Consider the following 16,005-nt stretch of genomic DNA (forward strand, 5'->3'; position numbering starts at 1 on the left):
AGCATCCCGATCTTCCTGCTGATTCTCGGCTTTGTGCTATACCGAAAGTTCAGCGGCCGTCAGAAGCGAGACGGTGAGTGAGATCGAAGCCGCCGAACCAGTCGACGACATGCTGAGTTGTCGGTTCCGACCCGGCATTGCTGCCGCCATACTGTTCATCGTGGCCCTGTCCGCGTTCGGGACCGGAGAGCTCGACTGGCGCACGGCGGTGGTCGTTCTCGGACCTCTCGTACTGACATCCCTCTACGCCGGGCGATACGTTCGCGCACGCCGGGACCTGGTCAGAATGGGCTTGCGGCCGAATGACTGATCAGGACAAGCGACCCCCTGACGGTCCATACGGCCCAGGTTGGAACGGCGCAGAAGACGCCCACTGGGAAAACTGGGGCGCATCCGCAGATCGCAGGATGCAACCGCAGCCGAAGAAACTTCGGAATACAGCCATAGTTCTGGGCCTCCTAGCCACGCCGATCCTGGCGATGACTTTCTCGGGCTGGCTCGACGGCGACTTCAAGTGGTCCCAGTTGCTTTTGGGTCTCTCGCAGCTTGGACTAAGCGCCTCGTTCTATTTTCAATACCGCAAGGCCCGGCGGACGGAGATGACCCAATGAAGGAAGCCGAGGTTCAGGCCGCATTCGAGACCTACCTGCTCGAGCGCGGCTGGGACGTGCAGACCGACGCTTCCGACTACGCAGACGTGCGCGCCAAGCGTGGTGCAGAACTCCTGATCGGCGAGGTGAAGGGCACGACGAGCAGCCCGGGGCTCGACGTCGACACTGGCTACGGCCAAATTCTGCGGTGCAACGTCTCGTTTCCCCGACGCCACCCAGTACGTGCTCGTCGGGCCCGAGCGGCTGCGCGGCCCTATTATGCGGGTGAGCGCCGAGGTGAGGCGCCGATTGCGGCTGGATCTTTTCGGCGTCGACGACCTCGGCGGGGTGCACCTCATTGAGGACTGACGATGCGGACCATGCAGAGTTCGCCGAGGTCAGCGGCAAGTTCCAGCAGGTAGACGGGTGGATCACCTCGAACGTCCGCAGCCCCTCCTTCAAGTGCGCCGCAGACGAGCGCGGGACCTACATGGCCACTTACGGAGACCGGGGTCGGAGCTCACCTTGTGAGCAACTCGGTCCGGGAGGCCACCGCCGAGACGGCGCCCCCGTCCTGCCGCTTAGGCCGCCAGGATGAGGACTGAGGAGACCAACAGGGCAAGACCGAGCAGCGTGAAAGCGCCGACTGCCACGTATGGGAGGACGGACTGACCCCCACCTCGGGACCGTTGACCGCATGACGCAATTAACGCGGCCAACGGTTGTCAACCTTTCCAGCACCGCGTCCAGTCGGCCGATCGCCCAACAGACGTAGCCCGCCAGGCATCATCAGGCACCCGCATCCCGACCTCACCCATAAGCCACGTCCGTCCCAGGTAAGCCGTCTCCTTCGACGACTGCAGCCTAGCTGAGCGCATCCGTAGAGACAGGGCCGAGCGATCGTGCCCACCGAGGATCGCACCTCGCGCCTTCCTAGAACCCAGCAGTCGATGTTTGGACGTGCGCCGACCAGGCTCTACGTCGATCTCAATGATGAGAAGGGACCCGGCCCTACCTGCCTCTAACCCTCGCCCTCCAGAACGCAGTAAGACTAACGGCGGCGAGCGCCAACATCGTTAAGGCCTCAGTTCCGATGCCGTTGAAGTAAATCAAGCTCAAGACGAGAAGCCCGAAGATTGCGACGCCGCCTCTGAAAATGATCAGATCCCGCCTTGCTGAAGCAGAGGCCAGCCGAGACCGCTTGTTATCTTCGTCCATCTTTCTCGGCGCCACCTTTACTCGGTCTCCTGTCCCAGGATGGTCAATCGTAGTAGTACGGACTGTCTCCGGTGGCACCGCCAGCAGGATAATAGTCGGTGTACGGGTAGTAACTGTCCTCAGCCGCCTCGTCAAAGCTGAATCCGTAACAGGTCGAAGCGACCCCATACGCCGAAAAGACACCTGTTGTTCCTAGGGCCCACGCGCTTGACAAACTAAAGTACACGGCAATCACCACGCCGACCACCGTGAACGCACAGTCAATACTCCTGCCTGAGGTGTCGGTGTTGTTACAGGGATTCGACGCTGCGTAGTTGTAGGCGTTCAGAGTTAGAGGCTGGGCCATGGACCCATTCTTCGGGTCACGCTGAGTCCAGGTCCCGATAGACGGCATGTAGTACCGCGTGCCGAACTTGATCAGTCCAGTGGCTCGATCGTGGTACCCCGAAACGTAAGTGAACGGGTTCATGTTCGACGACGGCGCTTGCAGAGCACCGTTCTCCGAGCCGTCCTGGTTTGATGTGCCGGCGCCAGGGTGAGTCCAAGTGCGGATGATTTGACCGAAGGGCTCGTACAGGTAGCGGATCATTCCGTTGCCGTCGTCCTCGTTGGCAGCGATGCGCCCGCGACCGTCGTAGGTCCCAATCACTGATTGCTGCTCGTCGGTCAGGTAGTAGTCGGTGTCTCGGATTTGTCCAGCGTTGTTCGGATCCCGCGTGAGCATGGCCAGCAAATTGCCGCTGGTGTCTCGGACGAACAACTGCGCTGGCTGATCCGTGGTCTTCTGTGCGGAGATGTCGCCGGCGTACCCGTAGGAGAAGTTCGTGTTGCCGGCACTGGTTCGTCGATCCTGTTCCACACCGTCGTAGGCCTGGGTGCCACCGGTGTGCGACGTGTTTGGCCCCATTCCAGGCGGGGTAATGCTGGTGGTCTGCCGCGGGAGGTTGTAGTCCAGTTGCAGACCGTTCAGCGATTGTGACCCACCGCCTGACGCACTGAGCAGGTCGCCGTCGGCGTTGTGGCTGTACGTGGTCTGGTCCGGGACCGTCGTAGCGGGGTCACAGTCGAGGTTCGGCGCGTCAGTCAACTGGCGGACCGAGGTGCAAATCTGGTCCCCGTTGTCGTACCTCATCTGTAGGCGGCCGGTCTCGAGGCTGGGAGTCGTGCCACCCGTGAGTTCGTTCGTCAGATTCGAGCGCTCGGAGTACTCGTATTCGAACTCGCGTAGGATGGGGTCGTTATTGGCCCCTCCGTTGCGAGTTACCGCCTTCTTCAGGCGCTTGATCGGGTCGTACTGGTACTTGGTCTGCTTGTTTCCGAGTTCGATCATGCCGTATTTGGTCGACGTCCGCGTCTCGTCCTTATCGGTCGACGGAATGTCCTCAAGATCGGGGTTGCTGTAGTCGTACTCGCGGTAGGTGATGAGGTTGCCGTTGCCACGGACGGCGTCGCAATTGATCTCGTTAGACAGACTGTTTCCCCGGATGGAGAACTCACATCGCACCTGGGAGTCGTTGTCGTAGATGCGGCGCTGGACGAGTGGGTTGCTAGTCACCTGTCCACTGGAGTTCAGGATCGGGAAGGTGGTGCGGGTGCGGTTGTCCTGGTTGTCGTAGCCGAAGGTGATGGTGGCGTTGCCCGGCCGCTGGTCGTCGAGGCTCTCGAGCCGGTTCAGCCGGTCGTAGGTGTAGAGGGTCGCCTCGAGTCCGTCGCTAGTCTCGCTGTCAACGGCGGTGCGGATGACATTGCCGGCGAGGTCATAGTTGTAGTCGGTGCGGTTGGATGGGTTTTGCGGTCGCTCGCTCGTCAACCGGTTGAGGTCGTCGTACTCGAAGATCTTGTTCGGTGTGGTGAGGTTGCCCAACTCGACGAGGTTGCCAGCGAGGTCATAGTCCCACCGCACTGTCTGCACACCCGAGGGTGGGTTCTGACCGCAGTTGACGTTCGCGTCGTTGACATTAGCCGGGTCGTAGTGATCGGCTCGGACGACACGGTCGAGGGCGTCATAGCAGTAGCGGGTGCGGGTGCCGTTGCCGTCTGTGACGGTCCGGATCCGGGACAGGTTGTCGTAGGTGAACGTTTGGTCGCCGCCTGAGGGGCGGTTAACGGACAGCAGCTCGTTCTTGGCGTTGTAGGAGAACACCGTGTCGTCACCCTGCGGGCCATTGGCGGCCTGGGTGCAGGTCTCGTTGCCGTTGAACCCGGTCCCAGGCAAGATGCGCCGGATCTGTCCCTCTTCGGTCCAGCAGTAGTTGTACGTGATGTTCAGGTCGTCATTGCCCGCACGGGCCTCGGTGACCCGATCCTTATCGTCGTACTCATACTCCCAGGAGTTGAGCTCACCGCCGGAGTCATCACCTTGAACGGCTTCCGGATTGTGCTCGCTGCCGCTGCCGTAGGTAGCGCCGCTGGTCGACCCTTCCGGCGATTCGGCCTTCGTGGCGTTCTCGTCATCACCCTGGTAGGAGTAGTTGTACATGGCGGTGCCGGAGCCGGTGCCGGGCATGGCCGCCATGTCGACGTTCGAGTTGACGGTCCACGAACTAGAACGCTTGTTGTTGTTGGCGTCGGTAGTGCGGAGCACCCGGGCGTGATTGTCGATGCAGTACTTCGTCACGTCCTCGATGCCGGTGCGCTCGCCATTGACGTTGGTGCGGAACTTGGCGTCGTTGTCCTTCTCGCTCTCACAGGTGGCGCCGTCGGCGCCAGCGCCCTGGAAGTACGTGAAGTTGACCGTCGACGAGGCGCCACCCTGCTTGACCCGCTCGATCTGGTTCACGCGGTTTGTCGGGTTGTCGTACGTAAACTTGGTGACGCCACCCGCGCCAGTGGCGGTCTCTCGGGCGTCGCGAATCTCGATCAGTCGACCGTTGTCGGTGTAGTCGTACTCGGTGATGGCGCCGATGCTGCCTCCATCGGAGACGTTGTTGTCCGCGGCGGTGGTGTCACTGGAGGAGTTCCCGATGGCGTTGCCGTTGTAGACGGTGAGGCGCGAGGTGCGGAGCTGTGCCAGCTCACCCCCGGGCTGGCTGTAGGTGTACTGGTAGCGGAGCATCTCGGCGCCGGGGGTGGAGTCCGAGCCGTCGGGGCGACGGAGGCTGACCTGGTTGATCAGGCCCGCGGTGTTGTAGCTGAACACCGCAACTCGGCCTCGTGTGTCGGTGACCGATCCGAGCTTGTTGTCGGTTCGATAGCCGAACGCCAGAGCGTTCTGGTTGGTGTCGCGAATGGACTGCAGTTGACCCTGGAGGTCGAAGCGGTACTTCGACTCGTCGAAGAACGTCAGGATGTATGCGTTTTGGCTGGGGTCGCGCTCGAGGTCGGCGTCAATGCCGGGTTCTTCACGCTTGTACTGATTGCTACTAGACCCGCCGGTTTGGTTGAAGATGACGCGGTAACCCGATGGCCCCCAGAAGTTGAGCTTGGAGCGGTCGTTCGCGCCGTTGGGGAACTCCAGACGGATGGATCCGCCGAAGCTGTGTGACCAGCCGGCGCCCATGTTGGAGTTGGCGGACGCCTGAGCCTGGGCGGAGTTGTAGTAGCGGGTGAACCCCATGTCCCAGCCGGCGACGCCGGCGACGGAGAAGTCCTTGGCGTCAACGTGCAGGTTGCCGTTGCCGATGTTGGCCTTAGCGGTGATGCGGTCGGTGAGCTCGCGCTCCTCGAACTGCCAGTAGTCCCGCACGCCCCCTTGAGGACCGACCGCCGGGGTGTAGGTGATGTTCAGGTTGGGTCGACGGTTGGCCGGGTTGTTCACCGACGAGGAGAAGAAGGACAGCTTGTTGGTGACGTTCTCGCTCTGCTGCTTCACCACGAGGCCGTCGTTGGGCATGGTGCCGGTGTGCCAGCCCTCGACGATGGAGGTGATGTTGAAGTAGCGCCAGCCGTTGTTGGCCGCCAGGCCGTTCAGCAGGTTCGCGCCTTCGTTCGGTCCTGTTGGGTCGCCACCCGTCCAGGCTCCGTTGCTGCCCGAGGTGTTCCATGCGGCGCCGGTGTTGAACGGCTTGCCCGTCCGGCGAACCACGTAGTTGGTGTTGATGTTCGGGCCGGTCTGGGTGGTCTGGCTGGTGTCGAGCCACAGCTCGAGGTTCGCCTCGTCGATGCGGGCGGCGGGGTCGATCCCGGAGCTGTCGAACTTCAGAACGGCGCGGCGGTTCTTGCCGCCCGACATCTGCCCCACCTGAAGGTAGGTCTGCGAGTCGCCGCAGCGGTTGGAGTTGGGCTCGTCTTCGAACAGGGTGCAGTCGCGGGTCGGGCCGCGGGTGATGGTGGGGTCGATGGAGACGGGGTACTCGCGCGCGGGGTCGGTCAACCAGTCAAGATCGGGCACGACGCGGAGCGTCCACGAACCGCCGTTGCTGCCTGTCTGGGTGAGCTCGTAGTCGATGCTGTTCGTGTAGGCGGGGCCGGGCGTCTCGATGCCACCGATCTGCGTGGTCTCGGCGGAGTCATACATGTTGCCCAGCGGGATGGAGAAGACGGGGGCCTGGTTCGGCGCTGCGTCACGAATGAAGTCGATGGATCCGTCGGTCTGGAGCACCGGCGTGATCCCGTCAGCCACCTCGAGGTCGTAGTCGAAACCGAATGCCTGCGAGCCCGCAGTCGCCTCTCCGACTCCCGGGGAGGGAGTAGCCTGCCCGGTCTGTTCGCCGCCTGCTGCTCCTCCCTCCGGGGCAGCCTCGGCGTTGCCGCCGGACCCGGGTTGAGTATCGCCCTCACCATCGTCGGCACCGTCCGAGCTCTCATCCCCGGGACCCTCATCGCCAGGACCCTCATCGCCGTCGATGACAGACCCCTTGGGTCCCTCAGTCGGGGGCGAGTCCAGGACGATCGTCTCCTTGAGTCCCTCCCCCGTCGTTTGGAGCTGCACCGCGCTGGCCCCATCGAACCCGGCGGCGAAGTCCTCACCGAATTGGGTGAAGCTGGCGGTGTCGCCATCGAGCGCGGGGGCACCCTGGAGACCTGCAAGCTTCAGGGTGACCCAGGCCTCGCCACCGGGAAGACCGGATGCCTCGACCGCGAAACGGGCGGCCGTGTCCTCGGCGTCTGCCGGGATAGAAGCGGTGTAGCTCGCCGCGGCGTTCTCGGCGGCGTAGTCCTCGGCCGGGGCCTGGGGAGAGTCGGAGTCCTCGGTCGGCTCGACCAGCTCGGTGTCGATGGGGAGCCAGGTGCCGTCGTCGTCGAGGTAGTTGATCGGCACCTGTGAGATGTCGATCTCGTGCTCGCCGGACGGGAGCATGCGGGTGGTCGAGGTCTCCGTGGACAGTTCCGGCAGCGGGATGGTCTCGAAGGACCCATCCTCTGGCTCTTCCATGGGCAGTGTCGCCGCCGGCATCACGGTCGCGCTCAACGCCCAGGACGACGGCACATCGGCCCCCGCCGCCGGCGGCGCGATTGCAGCGGCACCAGACGCCACCACCGCAAGCCCCGTCCCAATCGCGCCGACGCGAAGGCTCCGGCTGCGACCGCCGTTACGGCCGTAACGGGAAACAAACAGGGTCGACAAAGTGCCGAGAATGCGACGCCCCATGGCGAGCCTCCGAGTAAAGAAACGGCGAGCCCCCGTGGACGCCGCAACACCCCGGAGCCTGAGAAAGTGAACTGGGTCACGCCTCCGGAGGCGCATAGATGACCACAGGTTCCACAGGTTGCACAAGACTTCCGAAGAACTTGACGGTGAACACCGCAACAACGCCCACGAGAGCCGCCGGTTCACGCCCGTCCCGGACCCCGGGAACGTCGAGCCGACCACGCAGGCCACGACCGGCGACGTCCGACCGCTGCAGAGACAGGCTGACTAGCACCGGGTGCGTCGGCGGCAGCGGCCAGCCGGTTTGGCGCCCAGCCGGCGGGGCCTGTGATAGGAATTGCCGCCTACCAAACTCGGGCGACCCCTCGGGCGTCGACACGCCGAGTCGTCGCGGCCAAATTTATGGGGGCTCTTCGCCGTGTCTGTTTGCTCAGGCGTGCGTCTGCACCGGCAGCGGTTCGTCCGCGCGCTGGCTGCGTGGTCGGCCACTACTAGCCTTGTAGCTGCGTCCATTGCAGCAACGGGAGCCGGACTCGCTGCGGAGGCTGTCCCCCAAGGCAAGGGAAACGCCTCGCGCGCCTCCTCAAAGGACCTCCGAGGGGGCGGTTCACTAGGCGCGCGGACATCACAGGTGTTGGCGTCAGCTTGCGTGCGCACTGCCGTGGATCCGACCGGTGACTACCGCTTCTTATCTGCCCCGGACTTCCTCAACGCCGACATCGGCGACTTGCGGAAGACTCCCCGCTGGCGACCGGGCATGCCCAACAGCGTCAGCCCAGGTTGGCGGTCGAGCCTCGCCACAGTCATGCGCACCTGGGTCGACGAAGCTCCCGACGACGTCCTCGTCGCCGGCGACACCGTCAACGGCCACTGGGGACGCGACGACAGCAAGACCGGACTCTTCGGGCCCGTCAATAACGATGCGCAGCGCCGTGACGCCATACGCCGCGCTGCACGGCCCTACTACCGACAATGGGTCGAACGGTTCAGCAGCCGCGGGCTGCCCGTGCATGTCGCGGTCGGCGATCACGAGCTCGGCGACAACCCATGGAACGGCAAGCCGACGGCAGACTTCAAACGTCGCAGCCTCGACCTGTTCAAGCGCGAGTTCGCACGCTATGCGCTGCGACCCAACCGATACACGATGAGGCCGCCCGGACCGGCGCACAACACGGCCTACGCCAAGTACTTGCACGACAACCTCCTTCTCGTCACCGTCGACGTCTTCAAGCGAACGGGTACAAACGTCATCCCCGAGCTGGACTCACAGCAGCTCGCATGGCTGAATCGCCTGCTAGGCCGGGCGAAATCCAAGGTCGACTGGATCGTGGTCCAGGGCCACACTCCGGTGGCCCAACCGGTGCGCAAAGACAGCACCAGCGGGCTGACGTACCGAGGTGGCACAAGCTCAGCGTTCTGGCAGACCATGGCCCGCCATGGCGTGGACGTCTACCTCAACGGCGAGGTGCACGACATCACGGTCCTACGCCGCAACGGCATCACGCAGATCAGCCACGGCGGCCGTCTCGCCGACCAGAGCGGACGAGGCGTCGGCAACCAGAGCTTCCTGGTCGCAGACCTCGAGGGCGACCAGATGACAATGCGGATGCGGCGATTCCGGCCCCGAACGACCAGCGGAGCACGCAAGCTCTGGCAGACGATAGTCCCGCAGCGTCCGGTCTACAGCACAACAATCGCGCCCGATCCAGCCTGCGTGGGCACGTTGGCACTCAGCGATGACAACCGGCTACTTCAAAGCTCGGGCCTCCTCCGCCCTCGATGAGCTTCGCGTCGGTCTAGGTCGATGAGGCAGCCCGCGTATTCGCCGGAACCGGGATGGATGATCTCGTGCCGCTCGCGGCGACACCCCGAGTGCCGGCCGCTGAGCCTGAATGACGAGCCGGGGATGAGACCGGAAAGGTTCATCACCCCGGCACCGTCGAGTGGCGGGCCCTCTAGGAGGCGGCTCGCTGCTCGCAAAGGGGTTCGATGAATTCCAGAACCTGCGAGGGAGACGGCGACATTCCTTCGTCACCGAGGTCAGCGCCCCCCGCCCGCTGACCCACCGCCGGATAGGCGCCAGGCCGTAAGACCCGAGCTCCATCGGCCTCCAGCGTCGCGAGGTTGCGCCTGACGGCCGCCTTCTCGTACATGGACCGACGCATCGCTGGTGCAACCACGACGGGGCAGGAGGCCGCCAGCACCACGGCCGCGCCGAGGTCGCAGGAGAACCCGTTGGCGAGCTTGGCCAGTGTGTTCGCAGTGGCTGGTAGCACCAGTACTAGGTCGGCCCACTCCGCGAGCTCGACGTGACGAGGAATGCCCAAGGGCCCCACATCATCTATCGGCCCGTGTACGGGCCGGGCGGTGAGCGTACACAGAGCCTCGCCGGAGACGAAACGGTGTGCCGCGGTTGATAGGACGATCGAGATGTCCACCTCGAGGCGACGGTGCAGCACCTGTATGTAGGCGGGCAACAGGCTGACGTGGACGGACCCGGAGCCATAGATCACGATGTTCACGAGCGCACCGGTCGCTGGCTGCCCCTCATGCCCTTGACGGCGGAGTAGGGGAAACCCGCCGGGATGAAGTCTGCGGGTCGACTGCTGTCGCCGCTCGCAGGGTGCCCTGCGGACAGTGAGAATGTGGGGATCTCCCGCGGCGTCTCCAGCCCGAGAAGCCGCGAGACCCCACTGTCGTCCGCACGCGCGCTGATACCGATACGGGCCTCCATGTTGAACTTGCCGCTAGGACAGGCGGCGTTTAGGGTCACAGGCTCGATCAACCCGGCACGTCGGAGGGTCGCGACGACCGGCTCGGGAGCCTTGTTCAGCGGCTCGACATCGAGAGCCAGCCGAGTAATGAACCGGCGGACCGATGTAGCTCGCGCAGTCGGCGCCGGCGTACCTGCAGCACCGGTCCCTCTCCGTGCAGCACGAGCACGTGACGGCCAGGAAACCGGCCGCACGACTGGCTGGTTGTCGGGCTACATGCCGAAGACGACCGTAGGTTCGCTCTGGGCGGGCTCGACCTCCACTTGCATCTAAATGTGTGGAGCCCAGATAGTTTGGCGCCCAGTGCCGTCCGTGATGGCTAGTGCGCCGCCGAGGACCTCGAAAACGTCGTTGTCTTTGTACTCCACCGTGCCGTTCTTCTTGCCGCTGAAAGTGACCACCACCTGGACCGCAAGCACCGAACTCGATACACCCCCACGCACCGCCCGGGCCGGATGCCCTCTAGGGCCGCCGGACCGGGTAACCACCGGTCCATAACGACAGACTCGGAGGTGAAGCCGTCAAGCGGGCGATAGACTCACCACCCAACAGCGTCGACACGCGGTCTTCCCCGGAACCCGCGGGCTCATTTCGGCGGGCACAACTGGCACCGGAACGAGGTATGAAGATGGGTCGACGCATCGAATATCCCTGGGACGTGTTGCAGCGTGCGGGGGTCGGCCGCGCTCGGGAACTGGACGACGACGTTGTGGTGCGTGGCGACGACGCGACGCAGCCCGGGATTCCCGACGACTACTCGAACCGGTTGATGAAGTTCGTCCCGGCCGAGGCCGTTGCATTGTTCGTGGCCGCTGCGCCCCACGCATCCACGACGGCCATGTGGTGGGCAGCACTGTTCGTAGGGGCGCTGGTGGTCGTCCTGACGATGCCGGACCTCAGGAAAATGACGTGGTGGACTCTCCCACTGAGTCTCGGCGCCTTTGCTGCCTGGACCTTCGGCACCACCCAGGTCGATGAGGTCCTCTTCGGTCTCACGGCGACGTGGTCAGCGCTCATTCTGACCTTCGGGACGTTCCTCATCCCGCTGATCGACCTGCGCCTGACCGCGCTGTTCGGCCGCCGCTAACGCCCGAGACTTCTGCGCGTCCACCAGCGCGAGCACGTCGTGCGCGAAATCAGCCCAAGCGTTCACCGCTGATCCTACAGGCATAGGGAGCGGTCCCGACTGCTCCCGACCCCCGTCGCGCCCCGGCGCCAGGATGTTAAACAGCGTGGCCGACGGCGCGGAGAGTTCAATGATCCAGTTGGCCACTGTGGCGGCGTCGTAGTCCTCGAAACACGGTGTCTCACCGTTGGCGACTAGTTCGACCAGCGCCACGAACTCGTCGGCCGGGCCTCCGGAAACCCTCTGTCCACGGATCGTGTCGACGACCTCGCGTAGCTCCTGCACAGCCTCATCTGGGTCGAGGTGCCTGTTCGCGGCCAACTGCACCCCTCGATCCGCACCCTGAAGGATTCGCGCCTGCTGACGAGGAGTTAATGGGGGCGTCTGGGCCAGGATGAAGTCGACCTCGGCAAGCACGTCACCGATCACCGCCGACTCCTCCGTGACTAATATGAGGACATCCTGCAGCGGCAAACTTCCGTCAGGATCGTCTTCTGCTCCGGTCGACGCGATCTGAATGTCAAGAATTTCTCGCCGCAGGAGGTCCACGAGAAAGTCGCTAGCCATTGTTTGGCTGGTCGTGTCTTCCAAAGGTTCGTTCATCGTTGCTCCTATGAGGAGTATGGGTCCGTGGTGGTCTGACCTGGGCCGGGTTCTGGCCACGTCACTTCTTGCGCTGGTCCGTCGCCGAGTTCCCGCCGCAACGTTTCGATGGCTCGCTTGTGACGCTGTCGGCAAGCAACGACTGACACATTCAGCTCCTCGGCGATCGCTTGGTATGGCAGCCCGTTTATGTCGCGGAGACTGATGATCAACTGATCGGTTGCCGGGAGGCGGCGCAACGCCGCCGACACCGCGCTCAACAATTTGTCGCTGTCATCACTGGGCCCTGAGGTCAATTGCGATACCCGCGACCAGTGGAGTTCATCGGGGTCGTTGATCTCGATCATTCCAAGTCTGCCTCGATAATGCTCCAGCAATTTGAGGCGAACGAATCCGCGAACCCAGGTGTCGAAACTCGAGATCTCTTCGTCATAGCGGTCGATGTTCGCTAGTGCCGCTTCGATCGTGCGTTCCGCGAGGAGCTCACAGTCGACTTCACTGAGCGTTGGGGTTATCGAACGGACGTAATGCATCAACCGCCGGCCGTATATCGACACGACGAGCGCACCCGCTGTGGGGTCTCCCTGGCGTACGGCGTTGATGAGGCGGTCAAGTTCGTTCACCACGTCCTACCTTTCGGACGCATTGGCAACATTCTTGAAGCGGGGTCAACGTTCACGGGGACGGTCCGACCGTCCTCCCATGGTTCATGAATTCGGAACTGGTCGGCGAGACGCCATGCGAGCACGTCGCCGCCCCGGTGATGATTCGTTGCGTCCCACAGCACCTCGCCCACGACGGCCTCGTGGTCAGCTGCGGCGCTGTCGATCAGTTCGACCAGCCATATCCAACGCGGCATTGACATTCGCTGGTAGTGGACGGCCACAGCAGCGCTGGCTCCACGGGTTTGCAGGGTGGATTTGAATTCGTTGGACTCGACGCAGACCGTGCGCCAATGGAACTGGCGGGCCGCAATCGCCGAGTTCAGGTGCCTGCCGGCTCCCGTAGTCGCAAGCTGCAGGCTGGCTGCCTGTTTCGCACGCATCTCTGCGGCATCTGCTCGGATCCATACCTTTGGAGGAAGCGGGACGACCATCGCCTCCCACGCGCCGTACCTGATGCCGGCGTCACCGATCTGCAGGTACGGGCCCCGTTCGTCGTCGTGCACCAATAGTTCGATCCTGGGCACCAGACCGGTGGTACGCCGGTAACCGATGGCGGTGACGACGTGACCGCCGTGGGCCAAGATGATCGGAATACCACTATCCAGATAGCGCACCGCTATCTCGTGGGGACGGTGCCTGCCTCGGTCCGACTTGAAGTTGTAGGTGGTCGGCAAGAACCCGACGGAGTAAAGCATCTCGCGCATCTCGGGGAGGTGAACCCCCGCTTCCACAATGGGACGTGCCCGTTGTTGATGGCTGCCCACCGCTAGCTGAGCCGGAGTCACACGCGGTGCGTCTCTGTGCCGGAGATAGCTGTAGTAGCCAACCATCCACACGTCAGCGTGGGCACACACTCCGAAGTGCGCGTCTTGGGCAATGAAGGGAAAACCTGAGACCTCGAAGTCCCTGCCAAACAGGTTAATCGTCTCTCGAGCGATACAGGTCAAGGCGCGCTGGTGGGTCTCAGGCACAGCTAGCATGGACCGGCCGACCGGGGCCGCTCGGATAGGCCGAATGACGACGTAACCGAGGTACGTGAGATCGAGACTGTCTAAGGTAGCCGGCTCGACGCCGTCCGCGACTTGACTGGGAATTGGTTCGGAGAAGAAGTGCAGCCTCGTCGCAACTGAGGGCGTCTGTCGGAAGGCGGCACTGTAGAAGGCGCTGTACTCGCTTCGATAGTCACGGTCTATGTAGTTGCGCTCACGGATGGCCGACCTTGCACCTAACCGCAGGGCCTGAGACAGCACACCCTCGAGCACCCGAGCACCGCGAGGGTCGGCATAGGTGCCGACCAGCGCGCCAATCCAGCCGTCCGTCTGTAGATCGAGCCAGCCCGATACTCGAGCGGCAACGTCGGGGTGGCTGTTCGGGTTGGCGTCTCCGGGCTCAGGCACGCGGGGCTAGCGACGCTGGCCGGGACTGGAAAGCGAGTCTAGGCGAAGTCACGCAGCCGCTCCGACTCGCGGTGGAACTGCTCCAGTTGGTCCAGTGACTTGGCGTACTGGTCGTCGGGGCCGGGGACGATCAGAGGAACGGAGTCGGCGAAGTTCAGCTTCCCGACGAGGGGAACCTCCTTGATGTGCGACGTTCCCGTCGAGTTCACGGTTCGCTTCTTCCAGGCCACAACCCCTCCTCGTGCTACGGGCCCTGCCGGGCCGCTACACCTAGTTTGACGGGGCGTGACAAGCCTGTGGATAACCACCGGTATCTGTGGATAACGCGCTTCACGTGATACGAGTTTTGCACAGGTCAGACCACCTCGTCATGCGAACAGGTTGCGCGATCCGGCCGACTGTTGCACGGCAGTGCACCCGAGGCCGTCTACCCGGGGCCGACCAGGGATCAGCCGGCAGGGCGTGCCGCCCAACTCCGCACCTACCTCCCTCAGACGGTGCCCGGACCGAGTCCCTCCTGGACGCGGCCCAAAGACGCTCGTCTAATGGCGTTTCGAGTCGCCCCGAGTCGCAGGACCCTTCAAGACTGGCCGCCCAGGCCCCGACGCTCTCCGACCACCCCGCGGCAGACGGGTCGGGACACGTCGAGTCCGTCGAAACACCGGTTGGACGGGTGGCGTCGCCAGCGGTCGGGTGACGGCATAGGGACGGTCATGAAGATTGCTGAGGAACACGCCGAATCCGCCCAGAGCGCTACGTCGGGGGACGTGGCCTCTGACTCTTGTGAACTGGGACCGACATCGGCGAGAGGAGGCAGTCGGCCACCCGTGCTGAGGGTGAGCCGCGACCGGGACGGCACCGTCCACGTCTCCCTGGACGCCCCGCGCTAGACCTGCGGCTCGGCGCGCCGACAGTCGGCCCGCCGGGGGTCAAGAGACCGCAGCCGTCCCCGACGATTACGCCTGCGCCGGCGGCGGCTGCCGGTGTGCAGCGTCGTCGAACCGCTGACCGGTTACGGACTGGATCGGGACACGGGGCCTCCGGGGCCTGGGACCAGATGGCCGACACCACGCGGGGAACACTGAGGACCAGCGTCTATCTCCTCGATCGCCGGCTGGGCAGGCGGTCCGGTCGCCGCGAAGGGCCGAGCATCCGAGGCATGAGCAGACAAGGTGGGCAATGACGGACCGCACCGCTTCAAGCGCGGCGCCACCCTGCTTCGGCGGGACGCGAGCGCCGCGTTGATGTCCATCCGCCCCCCTCTTTGGGAGCGCGGTATGAGGCGTCGCGGGACTCGCCGCAGCGACTTCTGGTCGTCCGCTGGCAGCGCCCCCGTGGCATAGGACCTTCGGACGCTCGGAGACACCGGGCCGAAGGAAGGAAGAACAGATGCCGACGTCACCGGAGAGGCTCGCGCTGCTCCCAGTCCACCGACTGTGGGACATGCGATCCCTGAGGGCTCATGCGGCAGCAGAGACCCGCGCTCACGCCTACCATGAGGCGGGCCACGTCTGGGCCGCGTCGCGCGAGGACGCCGTGCTCACGACGGCGTCCGCCGTCCACGACGGCACCCCCCTCGTCGCATCCACAGTCGAGGCAACGGCGTGGATCTCTGCCGCGGGCTTCTTCGCGCAGGGCCTGCTGATCGAGGCCGACGACTGGCGGGTGTACGAGGATCTGCCAGCGGACGAGACGGTGGTGCTGGTCGACCTGCTTTACGACGTCGACCCCGACTTCGTGGTCGACTCCATCAAGTCGATGAGGGGCTTCTGCTGCTGCCGGCGCGGCGGCGACGAGCAGGCCATCGCCCGGCTCGAGGACGCGCAGTGGGTCGCGTCGATGATGCCCAGCATGTTCGCGGGCTGGCCGGACATCGACGCCCTGGCGTACGGGCTCCTGACGAACGAGCGGCTGGACGTGCCGCAGGTCAGGGACCACCTGCGCATGCCCGCGGCGTGACGTCGCTCGCCCGGTGACGCCCCGTCGCGTGACGACATCACGCGCTGGGCACGTGGTCGCTGCCCCGGGGCGGCGACATTCGGACCGTGGGCCGTTTCGCTCCACGGAACCGTCGGGCAGACCAGTCGGAGGGGAAGTCAAAG

The 16,005-nt window shown here is 64.2% G+C and carries 9 protein-coding genes; 3 read left to right on the plus strand and 6 right to left on the minus strand.

Translation table 11 applies throughout. From position 1 onward, the window contains the following. Positions 1–1,851: 1,851 nt before the first annotated feature. Complete coding sequence (locus tag Q0858_RS15760; RefSeq protein ID WP_299056353.1) at positions 1,852–7,338, minus strand: DNRLRE domain-containing protein; 5,487 nt, start codon at positions 7,336–7,338, stop codon at positions 1,852–1,854. Positions 7,339–7,987: 649 nt separating this feature from the next. Between Q0858_RS15760 and Q0858_RS15765 the strand changes: the two genes are divergently transcribed. Beyond that, a complete protein-coding gene (locus Q0858_RS15765; protein WP_299056356.1) occupies positions 7,988–9,121 on the plus strand; it encodes a metallophosphoesterase in 1,134 nt (377 codons plus the stop codon). A 172-nt stretch (positions 9,122–9,293) separates the two neighbouring features. Here the strand turns inward: Q0858_RS15765 and Q0858_RS15770 are convergent, their stop codons facing one another. Continuing rightward, the gene (locus tag Q0858_RS15770; protein WP_299056359.1) at positions 9,294–9,860 is read right to left on the minus strand and encodes a flavoprotein; all 567 of its coding nucleotides are present in this window, start codon (positions 9,858–9,860) and stop codon (positions 9,294–9,296) included. 880 nt (positions 9,861–10,740) lie between these two features. Here Q0858_RS15770 and Q0858_RS15775 point away from each other — a divergent pair. Further along, entirely contained in the window at positions 10,741–11,199 is a 459-nt protein-coding gene (locus tag Q0858_RS15775) for a hypothetical protein (protein ID WP_299056361.1), read from the plus strand. Here the strand turns inward: Q0858_RS15775 and Q0858_RS15780 are convergent. From Q0858_RS15780 to Q0858_RS15795, 4 genes are read right to left on the minus strand one after another with little or no spacing between them, the layout of a single operon-like run. Continuing rightward, entirely contained in the window at positions 11,119–11,841 is a 723-nt protein-coding gene (locus Q0858_RS15780) for a hypothetical protein (RefSeq protein ID WP_299056363.1), read from the minus strand. The genes Q0858_RS15775 and Q0858_RS15780 overlap by 81 nt on opposite strands. 8 nt (positions 11,842–11,849) lie before the next feature. Next, positions 11,850–12,464 carry a sigma-70 family RNA polymerase sigma factor gene (locus Q0858_RS15785; RefSeq protein WP_299056366.1) on the minus strand — a complete coding sequence of 205 codons (615 nt, stop codon included), beginning with the start codon at positions 12,462–12,464 and terminating at the stop codon, positions 11,850–11,852. Further along, a complete protein-coding gene (locus Q0858_RS15790) occupies positions 12,461–13,903 on the minus strand; it encodes a hypothetical protein (protein ID WP_299056369.1) in 1,443 nt (480 codons plus the stop codon). The genes Q0858_RS15785 and Q0858_RS15790 overlap by 4 nt, the downstream gene beginning before the upstream one ends. A 38-nt stretch (positions 13,904–13,941) precedes the next feature. Further along, positions 13,942–14,112, minus strand: coding sequence for a hypothetical protein (locus tag Q0858_RS15795; RefSeq protein WP_299056372.1), 171 nt, complete (start codon positions 14,110–14,112; stop codon positions 13,942–13,944). A 1,180-nt stretch (positions 14,113–15,292) separates the two neighbouring features. Between Q0858_RS15795 and Q0858_RS15800 the strand changes: the two genes are divergently transcribed. Beyond that, positions 15,293–15,862 (plus strand): hypothetical protein, encoded by a 570-nt coding sequence (locus Q0858_RS15800; protein ID WP_299056375.1) that lies wholly within the window; start codon positions 15,293–15,295, stop codon positions 15,860–15,862. Positions 15,863–16,005: the final 143 nt, after the last annotated feature.

This window comes from uncultured Nocardioides sp., from assembly GCF_947489365.1.
In the GTDB taxonomy this organism is placed as follows: Bacteria; Actinomycetota; Actinomycetes; order Propionibacteriales; family Nocardioidaceae; genus Nocardioides.